Source organism: Streptomyces sp. M41 (genome assembly GCF_043673425.1).
Lineage (GTDB): Bacteria > Actinomycetota > Actinomycetes > Streptomycetales > Streptomycetaceae > Streptomyces.
Window position 1 is genome coordinate 16072 of the sequence record NZ_JBIMKE010000021.1, and the last position, 16517, is coordinate 32588.

The 16517-nt window shown below is 72.8% G+C and carries 13 protein-coding genes; 9 read left to right on the plus strand and 4 right to left on the minus strand.

Annotation, left to right across the window (positions count from 1 at the left end; all coding sequences use genetic code 11):
* The first annotated feature begins 30 nt into the window (after positions 1-30).
* Both ACHBTE_RS23870 and ACHBTE_RS23875 read left to right on the plus strand, forming a co-directional pair.
* A complete protein-coding gene (locus tag ACHBTE_RS23870; protein ID WP_394726093.1) occupies positions 31-783 on the plus strand; it encodes a class I SAM-dependent methyltransferase in 753 nt (250 codons plus the stop codon).
* A gap of 56 nt (positions 784-839) precedes the next feature.
* Positions 840-1928: a S1C family serine protease gene (locus ACHBTE_RS23875; protein ID WP_394726094.1), complete on the plus strand. Its 1089-nt coding sequence runs from the start codon at positions 840-842 to the stop codon at positions 1926-1928.
* A gap of 70 nt (positions 1929-1998) precedes the next feature.
* On the opposite strand, the gene ACHBTE_RS23880 is transcribed toward ACHBTE_RS23875, so the two are convergent.
* On the minus strand, positions 1999-2211 hold the full coding sequence (locus ACHBTE_RS23880) for a hypothetical protein (RefSeq protein ID WP_394726095.1): 213 nt from the start codon (positions 2209-2211) through the stop codon (positions 1999-2001).
* A 212-nt stretch (positions 2212-2423) separates the two neighbouring features.
* Between ACHBTE_RS23880 and ACHBTE_RS23885 the strand changes: the two genes are divergently transcribed.
* Entirely contained in the window at positions 2424-3626 is a 1203-nt protein-coding gene (locus tag ACHBTE_RS23885) for a bifunctional adenosylcobinamide kinase/adenosylcobinamide-phosphate guanylyltransferase (RefSeq protein WP_394726096.1), read from the plus strand.
* Positions 3627-4356: 730 nt separating this feature from the next.
* Here the strand turns inward: ACHBTE_RS23885 and ACHBTE_RS23890 are convergent.
* Positions 4357-5172, minus strand: a complete 816-nt coding sequence (locus ACHBTE_RS23890; protein WP_394726097.1) for a class I SAM-dependent methyltransferase — start codon at positions 5170-5172, stop codon at positions 4357-4359.
* Positions 5173-5386: 214 nt separating this feature from the next.
* Here ACHBTE_RS23890 and cobT point away from each other — a divergent pair, with 214 nt between their 5' ends.
* Both cobT and ACHBTE_RS23900 read left to right on the plus strand, forming a co-directional pair.
* The gene (gene cobT / locus ACHBTE_RS23895; protein WP_394726098.1) at positions 5387-6544 is read left to right on the plus strand and encodes a nicotinate-nucleotide--dimethylbenzimidazole phosphoribosyltransferase; all 1158 of its coding nucleotides are present in this window, start codon (positions 5387-5389) and stop codon (positions 6542-6544) included.
* Between the two features lie 105 nt (positions 6545-6649).
* Positions 6650-7354 (plus strand): hypothetical protein, encoded by a 705-nt coding sequence (locus ACHBTE_RS23900; RefSeq protein WP_394726099.1) that lies wholly within the window; start codon positions 6650-6652, stop codon positions 7352-7354.
* Here ACHBTE_RS23900 and ACHBTE_RS23905 read toward each other — a convergent pair.
* Positions 7294-8058: a hypothetical protein gene (locus tag ACHBTE_RS23905; RefSeq protein ID WP_394726100.1), complete on the minus strand. Its 765-nt coding sequence runs from the start codon at positions 8056-8058 to the stop codon at positions 7294-7296. The genes ACHBTE_RS23900 and ACHBTE_RS23905 overlap by 61 nt on opposite strands.
* Positions 8059-8131: 73 nt before the next feature.
* On the opposite strand from ACHBTE_RS23905, the gene ACHBTE_RS23910 reads away from it, so the two are divergent.
* On the plus strand, positions 8132-8911 hold the full coding sequence (locus ACHBTE_RS23910; protein WP_394726209.1) for an adenosylcobinamide-GDP ribazoletransferase: 780 nt from the start codon (positions 8132-8134) through the stop codon (positions 8909-8911).
* Positions 8912-9042: 131 nt separating this feature from the next.
* Here ACHBTE_RS23910 and ACHBTE_RS23915 read toward each other — a convergent pair whose 3' ends face one another.
* On the minus strand, positions 9043-11085 hold the full coding sequence (locus ACHBTE_RS23915; RefSeq protein ID WP_394726101.1) for a hypothetical protein: 2043 nt from the start codon (positions 11083-11085) through the stop codon (positions 9043-9045).
* A 361-nt stretch (positions 11086-11446) separates the two neighbouring features.
* Between ACHBTE_RS23915 and ACHBTE_RS23920 the strand changes: the two genes are divergently transcribed.
* From ACHBTE_RS23920 to sucB, 3 genes are all read left to right on the plus strand, one after another.
* Positions 11447-12982 (plus strand): leucyl aminopeptidase, encoded by a 1536-nt coding sequence (locus tag ACHBTE_RS23920; protein WP_394726102.1) that lies wholly within the window; start codon positions 11447-11449, stop codon positions 12980-12982.
* Between the two features lie 255 nt (positions 12983-13237).
* Positions 13238-14626: a dihydrolipoyl dehydrogenase gene (lpdA, locus tag ACHBTE_RS23925; RefSeq protein ID WP_394726103.1), complete on the plus strand. Its 1389-nt coding sequence runs from the start codon at positions 13238-13240 to the stop codon at positions 14624-14626.
* Between the two features lie 63 nt (positions 14627-14689).
* Complete coding sequence (gene sucB / locus ACHBTE_RS23930) at positions 14690-16471, plus strand: 2-oxoglutarate dehydrogenase, E2 component, dihydrolipoamide succinyltransferase (protein ID WP_394726104.1); 1782 nt, start codon at positions 14690-14692, stop codon at positions 16469-16471.
* Positions 16472-16517 lie beyond the last annotated feature (46 nt).

The following is a 16517-nucleotide window of genomic DNA, read 5'->3' on the forward strand; positions in this document are numbered from 1 at the left end:
GGGCTGCGTGATGTCGTACGACAGGAGCTGGTGGCCCGGCAGCTCGACGAGCAGATAGCCGGACGGTTCCCGGTGGGGCGGCGGCTGCGGGTGCTCGACGTCGGGATGGGCCGGGGCACCCAGGCGCTGCGGCTGGCCAGGGCCGGGCACCAGGTGACCGGTGTCGAGCAGGACGCGCAGCTGATCGCGACGGCCCGGGGGGAGCTCGCGGGCGAGCCGGAGGGGATCCGGGAACGGGTCCGTATCGTCCAGGGGGACGGCCGGGACACCGGTGTGCACTTTTTGCCGGGCAGCTTCGACGTCGTGCTGTGCCATGGCGTGCTGATGTATGTCGAGGAGCCCGATCCGCTGCTGGCCGGCCTGGCCCGGATGCTCGCGCCGGGCGGGCTGCTGTCGCTGCTCGTGCGCAACGGCGACGCGCCGGCCATGCGACCGGGGCTCGGCGGCGACTGGGCCGCGGCGCTGGCCGCCTTCGACACGACCGCGCATCTCCCCCACGCCCGGACGGAGGCGAACGGGGCGACCCACGCCCGGCCGGGGCTGGAGGGGCGGGCCGACCGGCTCGCCGAGCTGACGGCGACGCTCGCCGGGATCGGGGCGCCGCTGCACGCCTGGTACGGGGTGCGGGTGTTCACCGACACCGCGTTCACCGACACCGCGGCCGACGAGGAGCGGGCCCAGGCGGACCTGACGACGCTGCTGGCCGTCGAGGAGCGGGCCGGGAAGACGGATCCGTACCGGAGTGTCGCGGCGTTGCTGCATCTGTGCGGAGTGCGCGGCTGAGCTCGTTCGGGTGAGCAGCACAAGCCGACGCCGGTGCGCGCGGCGAGACTCGGGGCATGGATGCTCGCCGTTCGCCTGCCCGGCGCCAGGTCGTCGCGGTCGCCGCGCTGCTGTGCTGTCTCTGTCCGCTGGCGGGGTGCACGGACGCGTCGTCCGCGCGCTCCCGGGAGGAGGACGCCTCGACCACACGGGCCGCGCAGGCCGCCGCGCCGCGCAGGGCGGCCGACGATCTCGAGAACGGCTACCTGAAGGTGATCAGGGACGTGCTGCCGTCGGTCGTGCAGATCCAGGCCCAGAGCGATCTGGGCTCGGGGGTGGTCTACGACGACCAGGGGCACATCGTCACCAACGCGCATGTCGTCGGCAACGAGACCACGTTCCGGGTGACGACGGCGGGCAGCGAGGACGCGCTCACCGCGCGTCTCGTCTACTCGTACCCGCAGCAGGACCTCGCCGTCATCAAGCTGGACCGGGTGCCGCAGGGGCTGGAGGAGGCGACGTTCGGGGACTCCTCGAAGGTCGAGGTCGGGCAGATCGTGCTGGCCATGGGTTCGCCGCTCGGGCTGTCCTCCAGCGTGACGCAGGGCATCGTCTCGGCGATCGGACGGACCGTCACCGAGGGCGGTGACGACGGCGGTACGGGTGCGACGATCGCCAACATGGTGCAGACGTCCGCCGCCATCAACCCGGGCAACAGCGGCGGTGCCCTGGTGAACCTGGACGGCCGGGTCATCGGCATCCCGACCCTGGCGGCGACCGACCCCGGCGCGGGCGAGGGCGCGGCGCCCGGCATCGGGTTCGCGATCCCGGCGTCGACGGTGCGGAAGATCGCCGATCAGATCGTGCAGGACGGCCGGGTCAGCGACTCGGGCCGGGCGGCGCTCGGCATCACGGGCCGTACGGTCGTCGACGACGAGCTCCAGGCCGCGGGCGTCGCCGTCGTCGACGTGATGGCGGGCGGGGCGGCCGACAAGGCCGGGATCGAGCCCGGGGACGTCATCACCCGGCTCGGGGACACGGACATCACCACCATCACCTCACTCGCCGAGGCCCTGGCCGACGACCAGCCGGGCCAGCGCACGACGGTGACGTACACCCGTAACGGCGATGAGGACACGGTGGATGTGACGCTGGGCGAGCAGTAGGCGGGGGGCGGTGGCGGGGTGAAGGGACACGGCCCTCACCCCGCCATGCCCGTGGTGCTCGGCGAAGCGGCTACGCCACCTCGGCGTGCAGGCTCATCGGCCCGTAGATCTCGGTGGCGTCCTCGAACAGCCGTACCTGGTCCGCGCCGCCCTCCTGAAGGGCCTTCCAGTGCTCCCCGATCCAGGACTCGGCGTCGCCCTGGGTGGTGAACTCCTCGGGCTGCACCGCGGGCTGGACCTCCGCCCCGTCGGCCTTCTCGAACCGCCACGTCCATGCCGCCATGTACGCCTCCCAGGTGTCAGCACGTGCAGACTGAGAGCCGGATCATGGTCCCGGCCCCAGCACTGAGCCTATTCGCTCCGTCGGGTGACTGGTCAAAGGACCACGGGCAGTGGGTGACCCCGCGGGCCCGCGGGGCTTGTTCACCAGGCTTCCGTGCGCCCAGGTGGGCCTCCGTGACGCGCGTCCCCCGGTGACCGGCGAAAATCGGATACGTGGAACTGACTCTCCTCGGCACCGGTGCCCCCACGGGCCTCCCCCGCCCCGACTGTCCCTGCGCGGTCTGCGCGAGCGCGCTCGGCGATGCCGCGCGGGCCGCGACCGCCCTGCTCGTGGACGGGACGCTGTTGCTCGATCTGACGCCCGGGGCGGCGTTCGCGGCGGCGCGGGCGGGCCGTTCGCTGAGCGCCGTACGGCAGGTGCTGCTGTCGCATCCGCACGACGGGCCCGCCGTCGAGGTGCCCGCGGGGCTGCCGCAGCCGGGCCGGGTACCGGACGGCCGGGACCTGACTCTGCTGACGGGACATCGGGTGCGGGCGGTGGCGATGGACTCGCCGGGCACGGGGTACGCGGTGACCGGACCGGGCGGGCAGCGGCTGCTGTATCTGCCGCCGGGGGCCTCGCCGGCCGGGCTGGAGGAGGGGGCCGTCGGGATGTACGACATGGTGGTCGCCGATGTCGTGGGCCGGCCGGACGCCCTGGCCAGGCTGCGGGCGGTGGGCGCGATCGGGCCGACGACCGATGTCGTGGCCGTCCATCTGGACCATGACGTACCGCCGGGCGCCGAGTTGCGGCGGCGGCTGGCCGCGGCGGGGGCACGGGCGGTGCCGGACGGGGAGACGCTGGTGGTGGGGGCGTACGAGGACGTACCGGACGTGCCCCGGCGGACCCTGGTGCTGGGCGGGGCCCGGTCCGGGAAGTCGGTGGAGGCGGAGCGGCGGTTGGAGTCCTTCCCGGACGTGCTGTACGTGGCGACCGGGGGCAGCCGCAACGGGGACACGGAGTGGGCGGCGCGGGTCGCCACCCACCGGGAGCGCCGGCCGGGGTCGTGGCGTACGGCCGAGACCTGCGATCTGGTGCCGCTGCTGGCCGAGGACGGGGCGCCGCTGCTCATCGACTGTCTCTCCCTGTGGCTGACGGACGCGATGGACTCGGCGGGCGCGTGGGACGACGCGGTGTGGGCGGAGAGCGGCGAGCGGGCCCTGCGGGAGCGGGTGCGGGAACTGACGGAAGCGGTACGGGCCACCCGGCGCACCGTGGTCGCGGTCACCAACGAGGTGGGCTCGGGCATCGTCCCGGCGACAGCCTCCGGACGCCGCTACCGCGACGAACTGGGCCGCCTGAACGCGGCGTTCGCCGCGGAGTGCGAGCAGGTACTGCTGGTCGTCGCGGGGCAGGCGCTGGTGCTGCGCGGCTAGGGCCTGTTGTGAAAGTGCTGGTCACAGCCACTCGTTGATGGCTGCGACTAGGGGACGCGTCCGCAGCTTGTGGCGGCCCGGCGCCGGGGAGGGGGACGACGGTCGGGCGGGGCATCGGGCACGCGGGTGCGCCGGGCCGGGCACCCGGGGCACGCGGCGCGCAGGGGCACGGACCGGGCAGGCAGCGGCCGGGGACGCAGGGGCCGATCGCGGGCACACGGGGCGCGGGGGATGCGGGGGCCGATCGCGGACACACGGGGCGCCGGGGATGCGGGGAACCAACCCCGAGAACACGGGGCGCCTGAGATGCATGGGGCTGGGCCGGGCAGGCCCGCGTGTGGGCCAGGCAGGCCGGGCGCGCAGGGGGCCAGGCCCGCACGCACAGGGCCGGGGGCACAGGGGGCCGGGCACGCGGTGAGCCCGGACGGACGACGGACGTGACGATCGCCGGGGATGCGAGCAGGTGCTCGTGGTCGCCGGACAGGGGTTGATGCTGCGCGGCCAAGGCGACGCAGACAACTCCCCCACGCCCTGGCCGCCGCAGAGGGACGCCAGGCACGCGGGCGCGGGACGCGGGGCGACAAGCCCGGGCAACGGAACGGAACACGGCGATCGCCCGGCAGCGCCCAGGCACTGCGAGTCACCGGGCAGGCGCTCGTGCTGCGCGGCCAAGGCGGCGGCCGTCCCTTTTAGTCGTCCAGCGCCGGGCGCGCGGGCCGGTGTTGTGGGTTCAGGGGGTGGGGGGCGGGTTCTTGCGGGCGATGACTCGGTAGGCGTTTGCCAGGGGGGTGAGGCGTAGGGCGGGGGCCAGGAGGAGGTCGAGGAGCCAGGCGGCGGCGATCAGGGGGGTGCCGAGTACGGCGAGGTACGGCGACAGCAGAGCGCTGAGCAGCCGTGAGGTCGTGACCGCGAAGTCGTACGGGGTGTGCGGGGTGCGGTCGACCGAGACGATCGTGCAGCCCTGGGCGCGCAGTTCGTCGCAGAGTGTCTGCGGGGGCAGCAGGTGCAGATGGCCGGGCCTGCTGTGCGGGGTCCACCAGGCGCCGAGCAGCAGGGCGAACGCGCCGTGCGGGTTGGGGAGTTCGACCACCAGGTGGCCGCCCGGACGCAGGACCGTGAGGGCGGCGCGGAGTTCGGCGCGGGGGTCCGGGGTGTGCTCCAGGTGGCGGAACATGCTGACGACGTCGTAGCGGGTGCGCAGCCGGGCCGTGAGGCGGGGGTCCGTCAGCCGGCCGACGTATGCCTCCTCCACCCGCTCGGCCACGCGCGCGTGCAGGACGCGGTCGGTGGGGTCCAGGCCGTCGAACGCCGTGTACGGGAAGACCTCCTTGGCCGCCTGCGGGAAGCGGGCGTCGCCCGTGCCCACGTCCAGCCAGCTCTCCGGTTCGGCGAAGGGGAGCGCCACGCGGGCCGCGGCTCTGAGGCGACGGGCCGGCGCCTGGCGCGCCAGCCACAGATACCGGGGGACGTAGGTGTGGTCCCGGCATCCGGCGAGGGCGAACGCGCAGTCGGCGCGGCGTCGTTCGGAGGGGGCGGTCGCGGTCATGGTGGCTCCCGGGCGCGAGGCGTACGACGGGGGCGTACGGCGGGGCTTACGGCGGGACGGTGCGAGCATGCCCCGACAATCCACTGCAAAACGGAACGTATGGGATGGCGATCTTGGGTGCAACGACGTCACGCCGATGCGGCATCGCCGTGGCGCATCCCGCGCCGGCCATGGGGCGCCGTTCTGTTCGACCGGTGCCGGTACTGTTCGGCGAATGAGCTCGCTTAATCTCGACGACTTCTCCGACCTGATCGAGCGCCCCGACAGCGGGGTGCGCCGTGATGCCGAGGCGCGCCGTGAACGTCAGGTCGTGCCGCCCGGGGCGCTGGGCCGCCTCGACGAACTGGGCGAGTGGCTGGCGGCGGCACAGAACGCCGTTCCGGTGCGGCCGGTCGAACGACCGCGGGTCGTGCTGTTCGCCGGGGACCACGGGGTCGCCGAGCTCGGCGTCTCGGCGCGACCGGCGGGCAGCGCCGGGGAGTTGGCGCGGGAGATCCTCGAAGGCGGCCGGCCGGTCTCCGTGCTCGCGCGGCGGCTCGGGGTTGCGGTGCGGGTCGTCGACATGGGGCTGGACTGCGACGAGGAGGCCCTGCCGGAGACCGTCGTACGGCATCGGGTGCGGCGCGGCAGCGGCCGTATCGACGTCGAGGACGCGCTGACCCTCGAGGAGGCGGAGGCCGCCTTCCGGGCCGGGATGGCGGTGGCCGACGAGGAGGCCGACTCCGGTACGGATCTGGTGGTGCTCGGCGATGTGAGCGTCGGCGGGACGACGGCGGCCGGGGTACTGGTCGCGGCGCTGTGCGGGACCGACGCCTCCGTGGTCACCGGGCGGGGCGGGCTGGCCATCGACGACCTGGCGTGGATGCGCAAGTGCGCGGCGATCCGGGACGCCCTGCGCCGGGCGCGGCCGGTGCTCGGGGACCAGCTGCAGCTGCTCGCGACGGTCGGTGGGGCCGATCTCGCCGCGATCACGGGGTTCCTGTTGCAGAGCGCGGTGCGCAAGATGCCGGTCGTGCTGGACGGTGTCGTGGTCGCCGCCTGTGCGCTGGTGGGGCAGCGGATCGCGTTCCGGGCGCCGGACTGGTGGCTGGCCGCGCACGACGCCGGCGAGCCGGGCCAGGCCAAGGCGCTGGACCGGATGGCCCTGGAGCCGCTGCTCGACCAGGGTGTGCGGGTCGGCGAGGGTGCCGGCGGCCTGCTGGCCCTGCCGATGGTGCAGGCCGCGGCGGCGCTGGCCGCGGAGCTGCCGGAGAAGCCGGAGAGGTCGGCGGAGCCCGAGGGGTCGGAGGAGTCGGAGGGGTCGGAGGGGTCCGATGTGTCGGGGGCGTCCGGCGGATCCGACGGGATCGACCGGTCGGTGGGCGCCGAGTAGGGGGCGGCTGCGGGCGTGCTCGGCTCGGGGCGTCGTTGCGGAACCGCTGTCGGGTGACCTGACAGAGCAGGAATCCCGGCGAATACGGACATATGCTCACCGTTCGTGAGAGCTGACACCCTCGGTCGCTGGGCCCGTGCGGAGTGGGGGGCGTTGTATCTCGCCGTGCGGGGGCCGTTGGTGGAGCGGCGCTGGCGCGCGCTGCCCATGACGCTGGGGGCCGTGTGCCTGACCGGGGTGACGCAGATCGTGCAGAACAGCTCCTGGGGTCATCAGGTCGTGCAGAACCTCGGGGGCGTCCGCGGCGAGGACCCGCTGTGGCTGGCGCTGCTGCGCACGCCGCTGTCGCTGTTCGTGCCCGCCCTCGACCTGCCGGTGTGGGGCGCCCTGGCACAGATCCTGATCGTGTTCGGGATCGCCGAGATCTGTCTGGGCCGGTGGCGGACCCTCGTCATCGCCTACGTCGCGACCCTCGCCGGAACCCTGTACGCGCGCGTGGGCATCGCGCTCGGCCCGGACCACCCGATCGGGCTGCCCGCCTCGGACGCCCACGTCGTGGACACCGGGCCGTCGGCCGCCGTGGTGGGCCTCGCCGTGTTCCTGGGCTGGCGCTACGGCGCCTACGTCACCGCCGGGGCGGTGATCGTGGCGATGGCGGTCGAGGTCGCGCTGATGGAGAACCTCGCCGGGAAGGAGCACCTGGCGGCGATCGCGGCGGTGCTGGTGCTGTGCGCGGTGGCGGCGGTGCGTCAGCGGCGTTCCAGGGCCCGGGCGGGGTCCGCGTCGGGCGCGCCGCCGATCCAGTCCTGAAGCCTGCGGCTGAGGCCCGACCAGCGGCGATCGTGGTGGTACTCCCGCACCTGGGCCTTGGCACGGGCGCGCGGGCGGCGCCGGTAGAAGCGCTTCGCCCAGGGGGACGTGGGGCGGGCCAGGCGGATGGCGCCGATCAGGGCGATGAAGGGGATGATCACCCCGAAGATCGCGATACGGGCCTTGCCCTTGGAGAGGGCGATCAGGGCGAGGAGGAAGTTCCCGGCGATGGTGCCGAGCACCGTGCCGCGGTTCTGCATCTCGTTGTCGTCGAGGTCGTTGACGCCGAACGGTGCGAAGCCGAGCAGGAGCAGGCCGCCCAGCGCGGCGGTGAGCACGACGACCTCGACGCTCTTGCGGCCGGCCTCGGTCCAGTAGACGTCGTCCAGGTGCAGGATCAGCGCGAACTCGTCCATGACCAGGCCGGCCCCGACCCCGAAGACCACCGCGGCGGCGGCCGAGCCGAAGCCGCGCTGGCCGCCGGCCACCGCGCAGAAACCGCCGATGACCGTGAGGAGGACCCCGGGGACGACGTGGTGGATGTGGACGTCGCCGGTCTCGATGTTACGGAAGGGGCCCTTGCCCGCACGGATCATGCGGGTGATGAGGCGCGTGACCAGGAACGTGACCACGAAGGCGGTCAGGGCCAGGAGAAGGGGCAGTTTCCCCGGTTCGATGATGTTGCGCTGCCACCAGTCACCCATGTCCTCAGTGTCTCCGTGCCGGGGGTGGGCTGCCTGGTGAGGAGGACGTCCGGGCTACTCTGCCGCCGTGTCCATGACCCGCCCGCCCCTGCACGGCCTCCGTTTCGCCTTCGGCACGCTCAGCGTGCTGCCCGTCCGGGTGAGCCGGTGGGACCGGGAGGCCGCGCGCGCCGGCATGCTGTGCGCCCCGCTCGTCGGGGTGGCCCTCGGCTGCGGTGCGGCCCTGGTCGCGCTGGCGCTGCTGTTCCTCGGCGCCGCTCCCCTGCTCGCCGCCGTGGCCGGCGCCGCCCTCCCCGCCGCCCTCACCCGCGGCCTGCATCTCGATGGGCTGGCCGACACCGCCGACGGGCTGGGCAGCGGCAAGCCCGCCGAGGACGCGCTGCGGATCATGAAGCAGTCGGACATCGGCCCGTTCGGCGTCCTCACGCTGCTGTTCGTGCTGCTGGCGCAGGTGGCGGCACTCGCCCAGCTGTACGGCGACTCCTGGGCCCGCGGCGCCCTCGCCACCGTCGTCTCCGCCGTCACCGCCCGCCTCGCGCTCACCCTGGCCGCCCGGACCGGCGTGCCCGCCGCCCGCCCGGAGGGGCTGGGGGCCGCGGTGGCCGGCGTCGTGCCGGTCCGGGGCGCGGTGGCCGTCGCCCTGGCCGTGACCGGCGTCGCCGCGGCGGCGGGGGCACTGCTCGGGGTGGCCGATCTCGCCCGCACCGCCGTCGCGGTCCTGGTCGCGCTCGCCGCCGCCGAGCTGCTGCTGCGGCACTGCACGCGCCGCTTCGGCGGTGTCACCGGCGATGTCTTCGGCGGGCTCGCGGAGACGGCGGCGACGACCGCGCTGGTCGTGCTCTGCCTGGGCTGACCCTCAGTGGCGCCGGAGCGTGCGGCGACGTCCCCACGGCGGACGGTGTACGCCTGCCAGTTGCCCTCCGAGCCGTATGCGCATACGGCTCCGCGTCCCCCTTCCTGTGGTCGCCGGAGATTCGGCGTGCTCTACGGCAGCTTCAGCTTGAGCGCGCTCTGGAGCAGTCCGGGCGTGGTCCAGCCCGAGCGTCCCCCGGCGTACGGTGTGCCGAACGCGCCGGTGCCGAGGAGGAGTTGCTTGACGGTGCCGTCCGGTGCGGTCACCGGGATCTGGATCCCGGACGGGGCGTTGACGGTGACGGCCTTGCCGATGCGGTAGGCGGTGACGGAGCCGTTCGTGACGGCGGTCTGCCAGGCGGCGCGGCGCTGGAGTTCGGTGCCGAGCGTTTTCTGCGAGACGTTCTGCACGGGGGTGTTGTCGGCGAAGAGGGCCTCGTAGTCGGCGAGCACCTTGTCCAGGACCGGGTACAGGATCCGGTCCTCGGCCAGGTTGGACTGGTGGGCGTAGTGCGGGCGCGGGTCGCCCGAGACGACATGCCCGAGGGCGATGCGGGCCTCCTGCGGGACGATGTACTCGTCGTAGCCGGTGGCGGTGTCCAGCGGCTCGTCCAGGCAGGTGGAGGCGGGGTTGGACGCGCAGATGCCGCTGCCGCCGTCGGCCGCCGAGGTGTAGATCCAGTTGTACTCGTCGGCCATCTCCTGCTCGGTGCCCGTGTTGTAGTACACGTTCATCGGGTGCCGGGGCACGGTGAGCGCGGTGCCGATCGGACGCTGGGCGGGCTCACGGGAGTTGTCGGAGGCGATCCACTTGACGCCGTTGTCGGCGAGGGCGCCGGCCAGGTCGGGGTTGTCGGCGGGCTGCTGCGGCAGGGTCTTCAGGCCCGAGTGCTCGCCGGTCACCAGTTCCGAGCGGTCGAGCGGGAGGCCCTTGGAGACGCCCCAGTTGTGGTTGTTCCTGATCTGGGCGGAGATCTCGGAGCGGCTCATGTACCGCGTCGAGCCGTCGGCGTTCTTGGCGCAGCTCCACGGCACGGTCGAGGTGTCCTGGACGCAGCCGAGGAACGGGTGCGTGTAGGTGTGGTTGATCCAGCGGTACTGCGCCCGGTCGGCGAGGAGCCGGTCGGTGAGGGCGTCGGTGTCGCCGTGCTCGCTCTTCCACTCCTCGCCGGAGCCGGCGTTGTAGACCATGTCGAGCGTGAAGCCGCGCTCGCGCTGCCACCGCGCGGCGTACGAGGCGTCCTCGGCGGTCATGCGGATCGGCGGGGCCTCCTCGCCGCCACCGCCCACGCAGTCGATGTCGCCGGGCGTGCAGTTGCGCTCGGTGTCCCAGCGGGCGTCGGGGGCGAACACGTCGTCGACGTGCACGGCGAAGTAGTTGCGGGTCTGGCCGAGGTGCACGCCCTGCGTCAGCCAGTCGACGATGCCTCGGGCGAGCACCCGGAACTGCTGCTGGTGCTGGTTGTAGGCGAAGGTCACCACCAGTTCGCGGCGCCCGTCGTGCTGGTACTCGCCGACCAGGCTGCCCCGCCCGGAGCCGGCGGGCACGGGAAGGTCGACGTAGCTGGTGAAGCCCTCGCGGGGCCGGGCGACGTAGCCGTAGCTCTCCAGTACGGACGGGTCGTTGTCCTCGAAGGTGAGGGCGCCGTCGAGATAGTCGAACCAGCCCGCCCTGCCCGCCGCGGTGACCGATGCCTCGCGTCCGTCGAGGGCGCCGGTCCAGCCGCCCTCGCTGGTGTACTCGAGGCCGACGCCCGGGTGGGCCCAGGTGTAGGCGTCGACCTGCGGGATGCCGTAGGCGCGCTCGTAGTTCTCCAGCGCGGTCTGCTCGGCGGAGCCCGCGCCGAAGGGCGCCTCGTCGGGCAGGACGACGCCCTGGTACTTGGCGCGGGGCTTGCCGTTCACCGTGTCGGCGAGGAACGCGGAGGTGATGGTCGGGCGGTTCGTGTCGTTCAGGTCGACGGTGGTGTACGGGATGCCGGTGCTCTTCAGCTGGGCGGTGATGGCCCGCACCGGGCTGTCGCCGTTGTCCACCACCAGCACCTTGAGGTCGATGCGAGGTTCCTCGGCGGCGGTGGCGTTCGGGGCACCGAGCCCCAGGGCCAGCAGGCCGGCGGCCGTCACAACCGCGACGGATTCCCTCCGGTTCGTCCGTCTGTGCGCGCTGTGCGCCATGGAATGTCCTTCCCCCCAGAAGATCCCCTCGCGGCCCGTGGGGCGGATCGGCGGGGGATCTGTGGAAATCATGCAAAGCGGCAAGCACATCGCTCACCGGAACCACATGAGTGTGACTCAGCTCACTGGGGCCGGGGATCAGGAAGCGGCGGGGACGCCACCGACAGGTGAACGCCCGTAGGAATGAGCGAACGCTCACACGAGCGTAGGCTCATCCCGAGTGTCGCCGTACCGGGGAAGGCCCCGCTGAGATCGGACCCGTAGGTCGGAACTAGGGTCGGTCGGCAATCTCCCGTCGGGCTCGGTCGACCCACTTCATTTCGGCCATGCAACTTCACATCGGAAGCGAGATTTCACCACCGTGACTGCTCTCACTCTCAGCACCGCCGCGGCGCCCGGCCTGCGGGCCGACGCGATCGTGATCGGTGTCGCCAAGGGCGCCAAGGGACCGGTCGTGGCGCCGGGCGCCGAGTCCGTGGACAAGGCCTACGACGGCAAGCTCACCGGCGTCCTGGAGACCCTCGGTGCCTCCGGCGCCGAGGGCGAGGTGACGAAGCTCCCCGCACCCTCCGGCTTCAAGGCCCCGCTCGTGGTGGCGGTGGGCCTCGGCGCGGAGCCCGACAAGGACGCCGACTACGACGGCGAGGCGCTGCGCAAGGCCGCCGGCGTCGCCGCCCGTGCCCTCGCCGGCTCCAAGAAGGCGGCCTTCGCCCTGCCCGTCACGAACGCCGCCGACGCCGGCGCGATCGCGGAGGGCGCCCTGCTCGGGGCGTACTCCTTCGACGTCTACAAGGACTCAAAGGGCACCGGCGGCAACGCCAGGGGCAAGAACGGCAAGGCGCCCCTCGCCGAGGTCGCCCTGCTCGGCGCGAAGCCCCGCGACAAGGCGCACAAGGCGGCGGTCGAGCGCGCGACCGCCGTCTGTGAGGAGCTCAACCGCGCCCGTGACCTGATCAACATGCCGCCGAACGACCTCAACCCGGCGTCGTTCGCCGCCGAGTGCCAGCAGGCGGCCAAGGAGCACGGCATCAAGGTGCAGGTGCTCGACGACAAGGCCCTGACCAAGGGCGGCTACGGCGGCATCCTCGGCGTCGGCGGCGGTTCCACCGCGACCCCGCGGCTGGTGAAGCTGTCGTACACGCACTCCAAGGCGGACAAGCACCTCGCCTTCGTCGGCAAGGGCATCACCTACGACTCGGGCGGCATCTCGCTGAAGCCGGCCGGGCACAACGAGACGATGAAGTGCGACATGAGCGGCGCGGCCGCCGTGTTCGCCGCCGTGGTCGCCGCCGCCCGGCTCGGGCTCCGGGTGAACGTCACCGGCTGGCTGGCGCTGGCCGAGAACATGCCGTCGGGCTCCGCCGTGCGCCCAGGTGACGTGCTGCGCATGTACAGCGGCAAGACCGTCGAGGTGCTCAACACCGACGCCGAGGGCCGCCTGGTGCTCGCCGACGCGCTGTGGGCGGCCTCGCAGGAGAAGCCGGACGCGATCGTCGACGTCGCGACGCTGACCGGGGCCATGATGCTGGCGCTCGGCAACCGGACGTTCGGTGTGATGGGCAACGACGACGCGTTCCGCTCCGCGATCGTGGAGGCGGCCGAGGAGGTCGGGGAGTCGTCCTGGCCGATGCCGCTGCCCGAGCACCTGCGCAAGGGCATGGACTCCTCGACCGCCGACATCGCCAACATGGGTGAGCGCATGGGCGGCGGGCTGGTCGCCGGCCTCTTCCTGCGCGAGTTCGTCGGCGAGGGCATCACGTGGGCGCACCTGGACATCGCGGGGCCCGCGTTCAACGAGGGCGGCCCCTTCGGATACACACCCAAGGGCGGTACGGGGTCCGCGGTGCGGACGCTGGTGCGGCTGGCGGAGCTGACGGCCGCGGGCGACCTGGGCTGACGTCGTCGTCGGTGAGGGGGCTCCGCGCGCGGGTAGGGCGGAGCCCCCTCTGCCATGTGCGCGTGCCCGGGGCGCTCAGCTGAACGTGGGACGTCTCACACACCGGCCCGGCGTCTCTTTCGGTGTGGACAAGTGCGAAGATGGGGCTCGGCAGGACAGGGCCCCACCCCAGGGCCGAAGAAAGAGCGGCCGGACACCAGCCGCCTGTCGGTCATCGACGACCGGCGCACGGCGCACATGCATGGAGGACGTGACGTGGCGAACGACGCCAGCACCGTTTTCGACCTAGTGATCCTCGGCGGTGGTAGTGGCGGTTACGCCGCGGCCCTGCGCGGGGCGCAGCTGGGCCTGGACGTCGCCCTGATCGAGAAGGACAAGGTCGGCGGCACCTGCCTGCACCGGGGTTGCATCCCCACCAAGGCTCTGCTGCACGCGGGCGAGATCGCCGACCAGGCCCGCGAGAGCGAGCAGTTCGGCGTGAAGGCCACCTTCGAGGGCATCGACATCGCCGGGGTCCACAAGTACAAGGACGGCGTGGTCGCCGGCCTGTACAAGGGCCTCCAGGGTCTGGTCGCCTCCCGCAAGGTGACGTACATCGAGGGTGAGGGCCGCCTGTCGTCCCCGACCTCCGTCGACGTCGACGGGCAGCGCGTCCAGGGCCGCCATGTGCTCCTCGCGACCGGCTCCGTGCCGAAGTCGCTGCCCGGCCTGGAGATCGACGGCAACCGCATCATCTCCTCGGACCACGCCCTCGTCCTGGACCGCGTGCCCAAGTCCGCGATCATCCTCGGCGGCGGTGTCATCGGCGTCGAGTTCGCCTCCGCGTGGAAGTCCTTCGGTGCGGAGGTCACCGTCATCGAGGGCCTGAAGCACCTCGTCCCGGTCGAGGACGAGAACTCCTCGAAGCTGCTCGAGCGCGCGTTCCGCAAGCGCGGCATCAAGTTCAACCTGGGCACCTTCTTCGAGAAGGCCGAGTACACCCAGGACGGCGTCAAGGTCACCCTCGCCGACGGCAAGGAGTTCGAGGCCGAGGTGCTGCTGGTGGCCGTCGGCCGCGGCCCGGTCTCCGCCGGTCTCGGCTACGAGGAGCAGGGCGTCGCGATGGACCGCGGCTATGTCCTCGTCGACGAGTACATGCGCACCAACGTCCCGACGATCTCCGCGGTCGGCGACCTGGTCCCGACCCTCCAGCTCGCGCACGTCGGCTTCGCCGAGGGCATCCTGGTGGCGGAGCGTCTGGCCGGTCTGAAGACCGTTCCGATCGACTACGACGGTGTCCCCCGCGTGACCTACTGCCACCCGGAGGTCGCCTCCGTCGGCATCACCGAGGCCAAGGCCAAGGAGATCTACGGCGCGGACAAGGTCGTCGCCCTGAAGTACAACCTGGCCGGAAACGGCAAGAGCAAGATCCTGAACACCGCGGGCGAGATCAAGCTCGTCCAGGTGAAGGACGGTGCTGTCGTCGGCGTCCACATGGTCGGCGACCGGATGGGCGAGCAGGTCGGCGAGGCCCAGCTGATCTACAACTGGGAGGCGCTGCCGGCCGAGGTCGCCCAGCTCATCCACGCCCACCCGACGCAGAACGAGGCGCTCGGCGAGGCCCACCTGGCCCTGGCCGGCAAGCCGCTCCACGCGCACGACTGATCCCTCGGTCGACGAACGCGACGACACAGACTTCCGCACTTTCCGTAAGGAGCAACCGAAACCATGGCGGTTTCCGTAACCCTTCCGGCGCTCGGCGAGAGCGTCACCGAGGGCACTGTCACCCGCTGGCTGAAGGCCGAGGGCGAGCGCGTCGAGGCCGACGAGCCGCTGCTCGAGGTCTCCACCGACAAGGTCGACACCGAGATCCCCTCCCCTGCCGCCGGCGTGCTGTCCTCCATCAAGGTCGCCGAGGACGAGACGGTCGAGGTCGGCGCCGAGCTGGCCCTGATCGACGACGGCAGCGGCGCGCCCGCCGCCGCCCCGGCCCCGCAGGCCGAGCAGGCCGCCGAGCCCGCTCCGGAGCCGGCCGCCGCAGCGCCGTCCACCGAGCAGGCCGCCCCGGCCCCCGCCCCCACCGCCGACGCCGCTGCCGGCGGCGGCTCCGCCGAGGGCACGGACGTGGTCCTGCCCGCGCTCGGCGAGTCCGTCACCGAGGGCACCGTCACCCGCTGGCTGAAGTCGGTCGGCGACAGCGTCGAGGCCGACGAGCCGCTGCTGGAGGTGTCGACGGACAAGGTCGACACCGAGATCCCCGCCCCCACCTCCGGCACGCTGCTGGAGATCGTGGTCGGCGAGGACGAGACGGCCGAGGTCGGCGCCAAGCTGGCCGTCATCGGCGTCGCGGGTGCCGCTCCGGCCGCCCCGGCCCAGGAGGCCCCGGCCGCTCCGGCTCAGCCCGAGCCCGCCCAGGCCCCGGCGCCGCAGCAGGCCGCCCCGGCCCCGCAGGCTCCGTCGGCCCCTGCCCCGCAGCAGCAGACCACCCCGGCTCCGGAGCCGGCCCCCGCCGCTCCGGCGCCCGCCCCGGCTCCGGCTCCGGCCCCGGCCGCGCCGGCCGCCGCCAAGGCGACCGACGAGGGTGCCTACGTCACCCCGCTGGTGCGCAAGCTCGCCGCCGAGAACGGCGTCGACCTGGCCTCGGTCAAGGGCACCGGCGTCGGTGGTCGTATCCGCAAGCAGGACGTCGTCGCCGCCGCCGAGGCCGCGAAGGCCGCCGCCGCTGCCCCGGCCCCCGCTGCCGCCGCCGCTCCGGCCGCCAAGAAGGCGCCGTCGCTGGAGGCCTCGCCCCTGCGTGGCCAGACCGTCAAGATGCCGCGCATCCGCAAGGTCATCGGCGACAACATGGTCAAGGCGCTGCACGAGCAGGCGCAGCTGTCGTCGGTCGTCGAGGTCGACGTCACGCGCCTGATGAAGCTGCGTGGCAAGGCGAAGGACTCCTTCGCGGCGCGCGAGGGCGTCAAGCTCTCCCCGATGCCGTTCTTCGTGAAGGCGGCGGCCCAGGCGCTGAAGGCCCACCCGGTCATCAACGCCAAGATCAACGAGGCCGAGGGCACGATCACCTACTTCGACTCCGAGAACGTCGGAATCGCGGTGGACTCGGAGAAGGGCCTGATGACCCCGGTCATCAAGGGCGCCGGCAACCTCAACATCGCCGGTATCGCCAAGGCCACGGCCGACCTGGCCGGCAAGGTCCGCGCCAACAAGATCACCCCGGACGAGCTGTCCGGGGCGACCTTCACCATCTCCAACACCGGTTCGCGCGGTGCCCTGTTCGACACGATCATCGTGCCGCCGGGCCAGGTCGCGATCCTCGGCATCGGTGCCACGGTGAAGCGCCCGGCCGTCATCGAGACGGAGGAGGGCACGGTCATCGGCGTCCGCGACATGACGTACCTGACCCTGTCCTACGACCACCGTCTGGTGGACGGCGCCGACGCGGCCCGTTACCTGACGGCGGTCAAGGCCATCCTCGAGGCGGGCGAGTTCGAGGTCGAGCTCGGTCTGTAACGCCCTTCGCGGGTACGGCCATAGGTGCCCCCGTCCGGAACCTCCC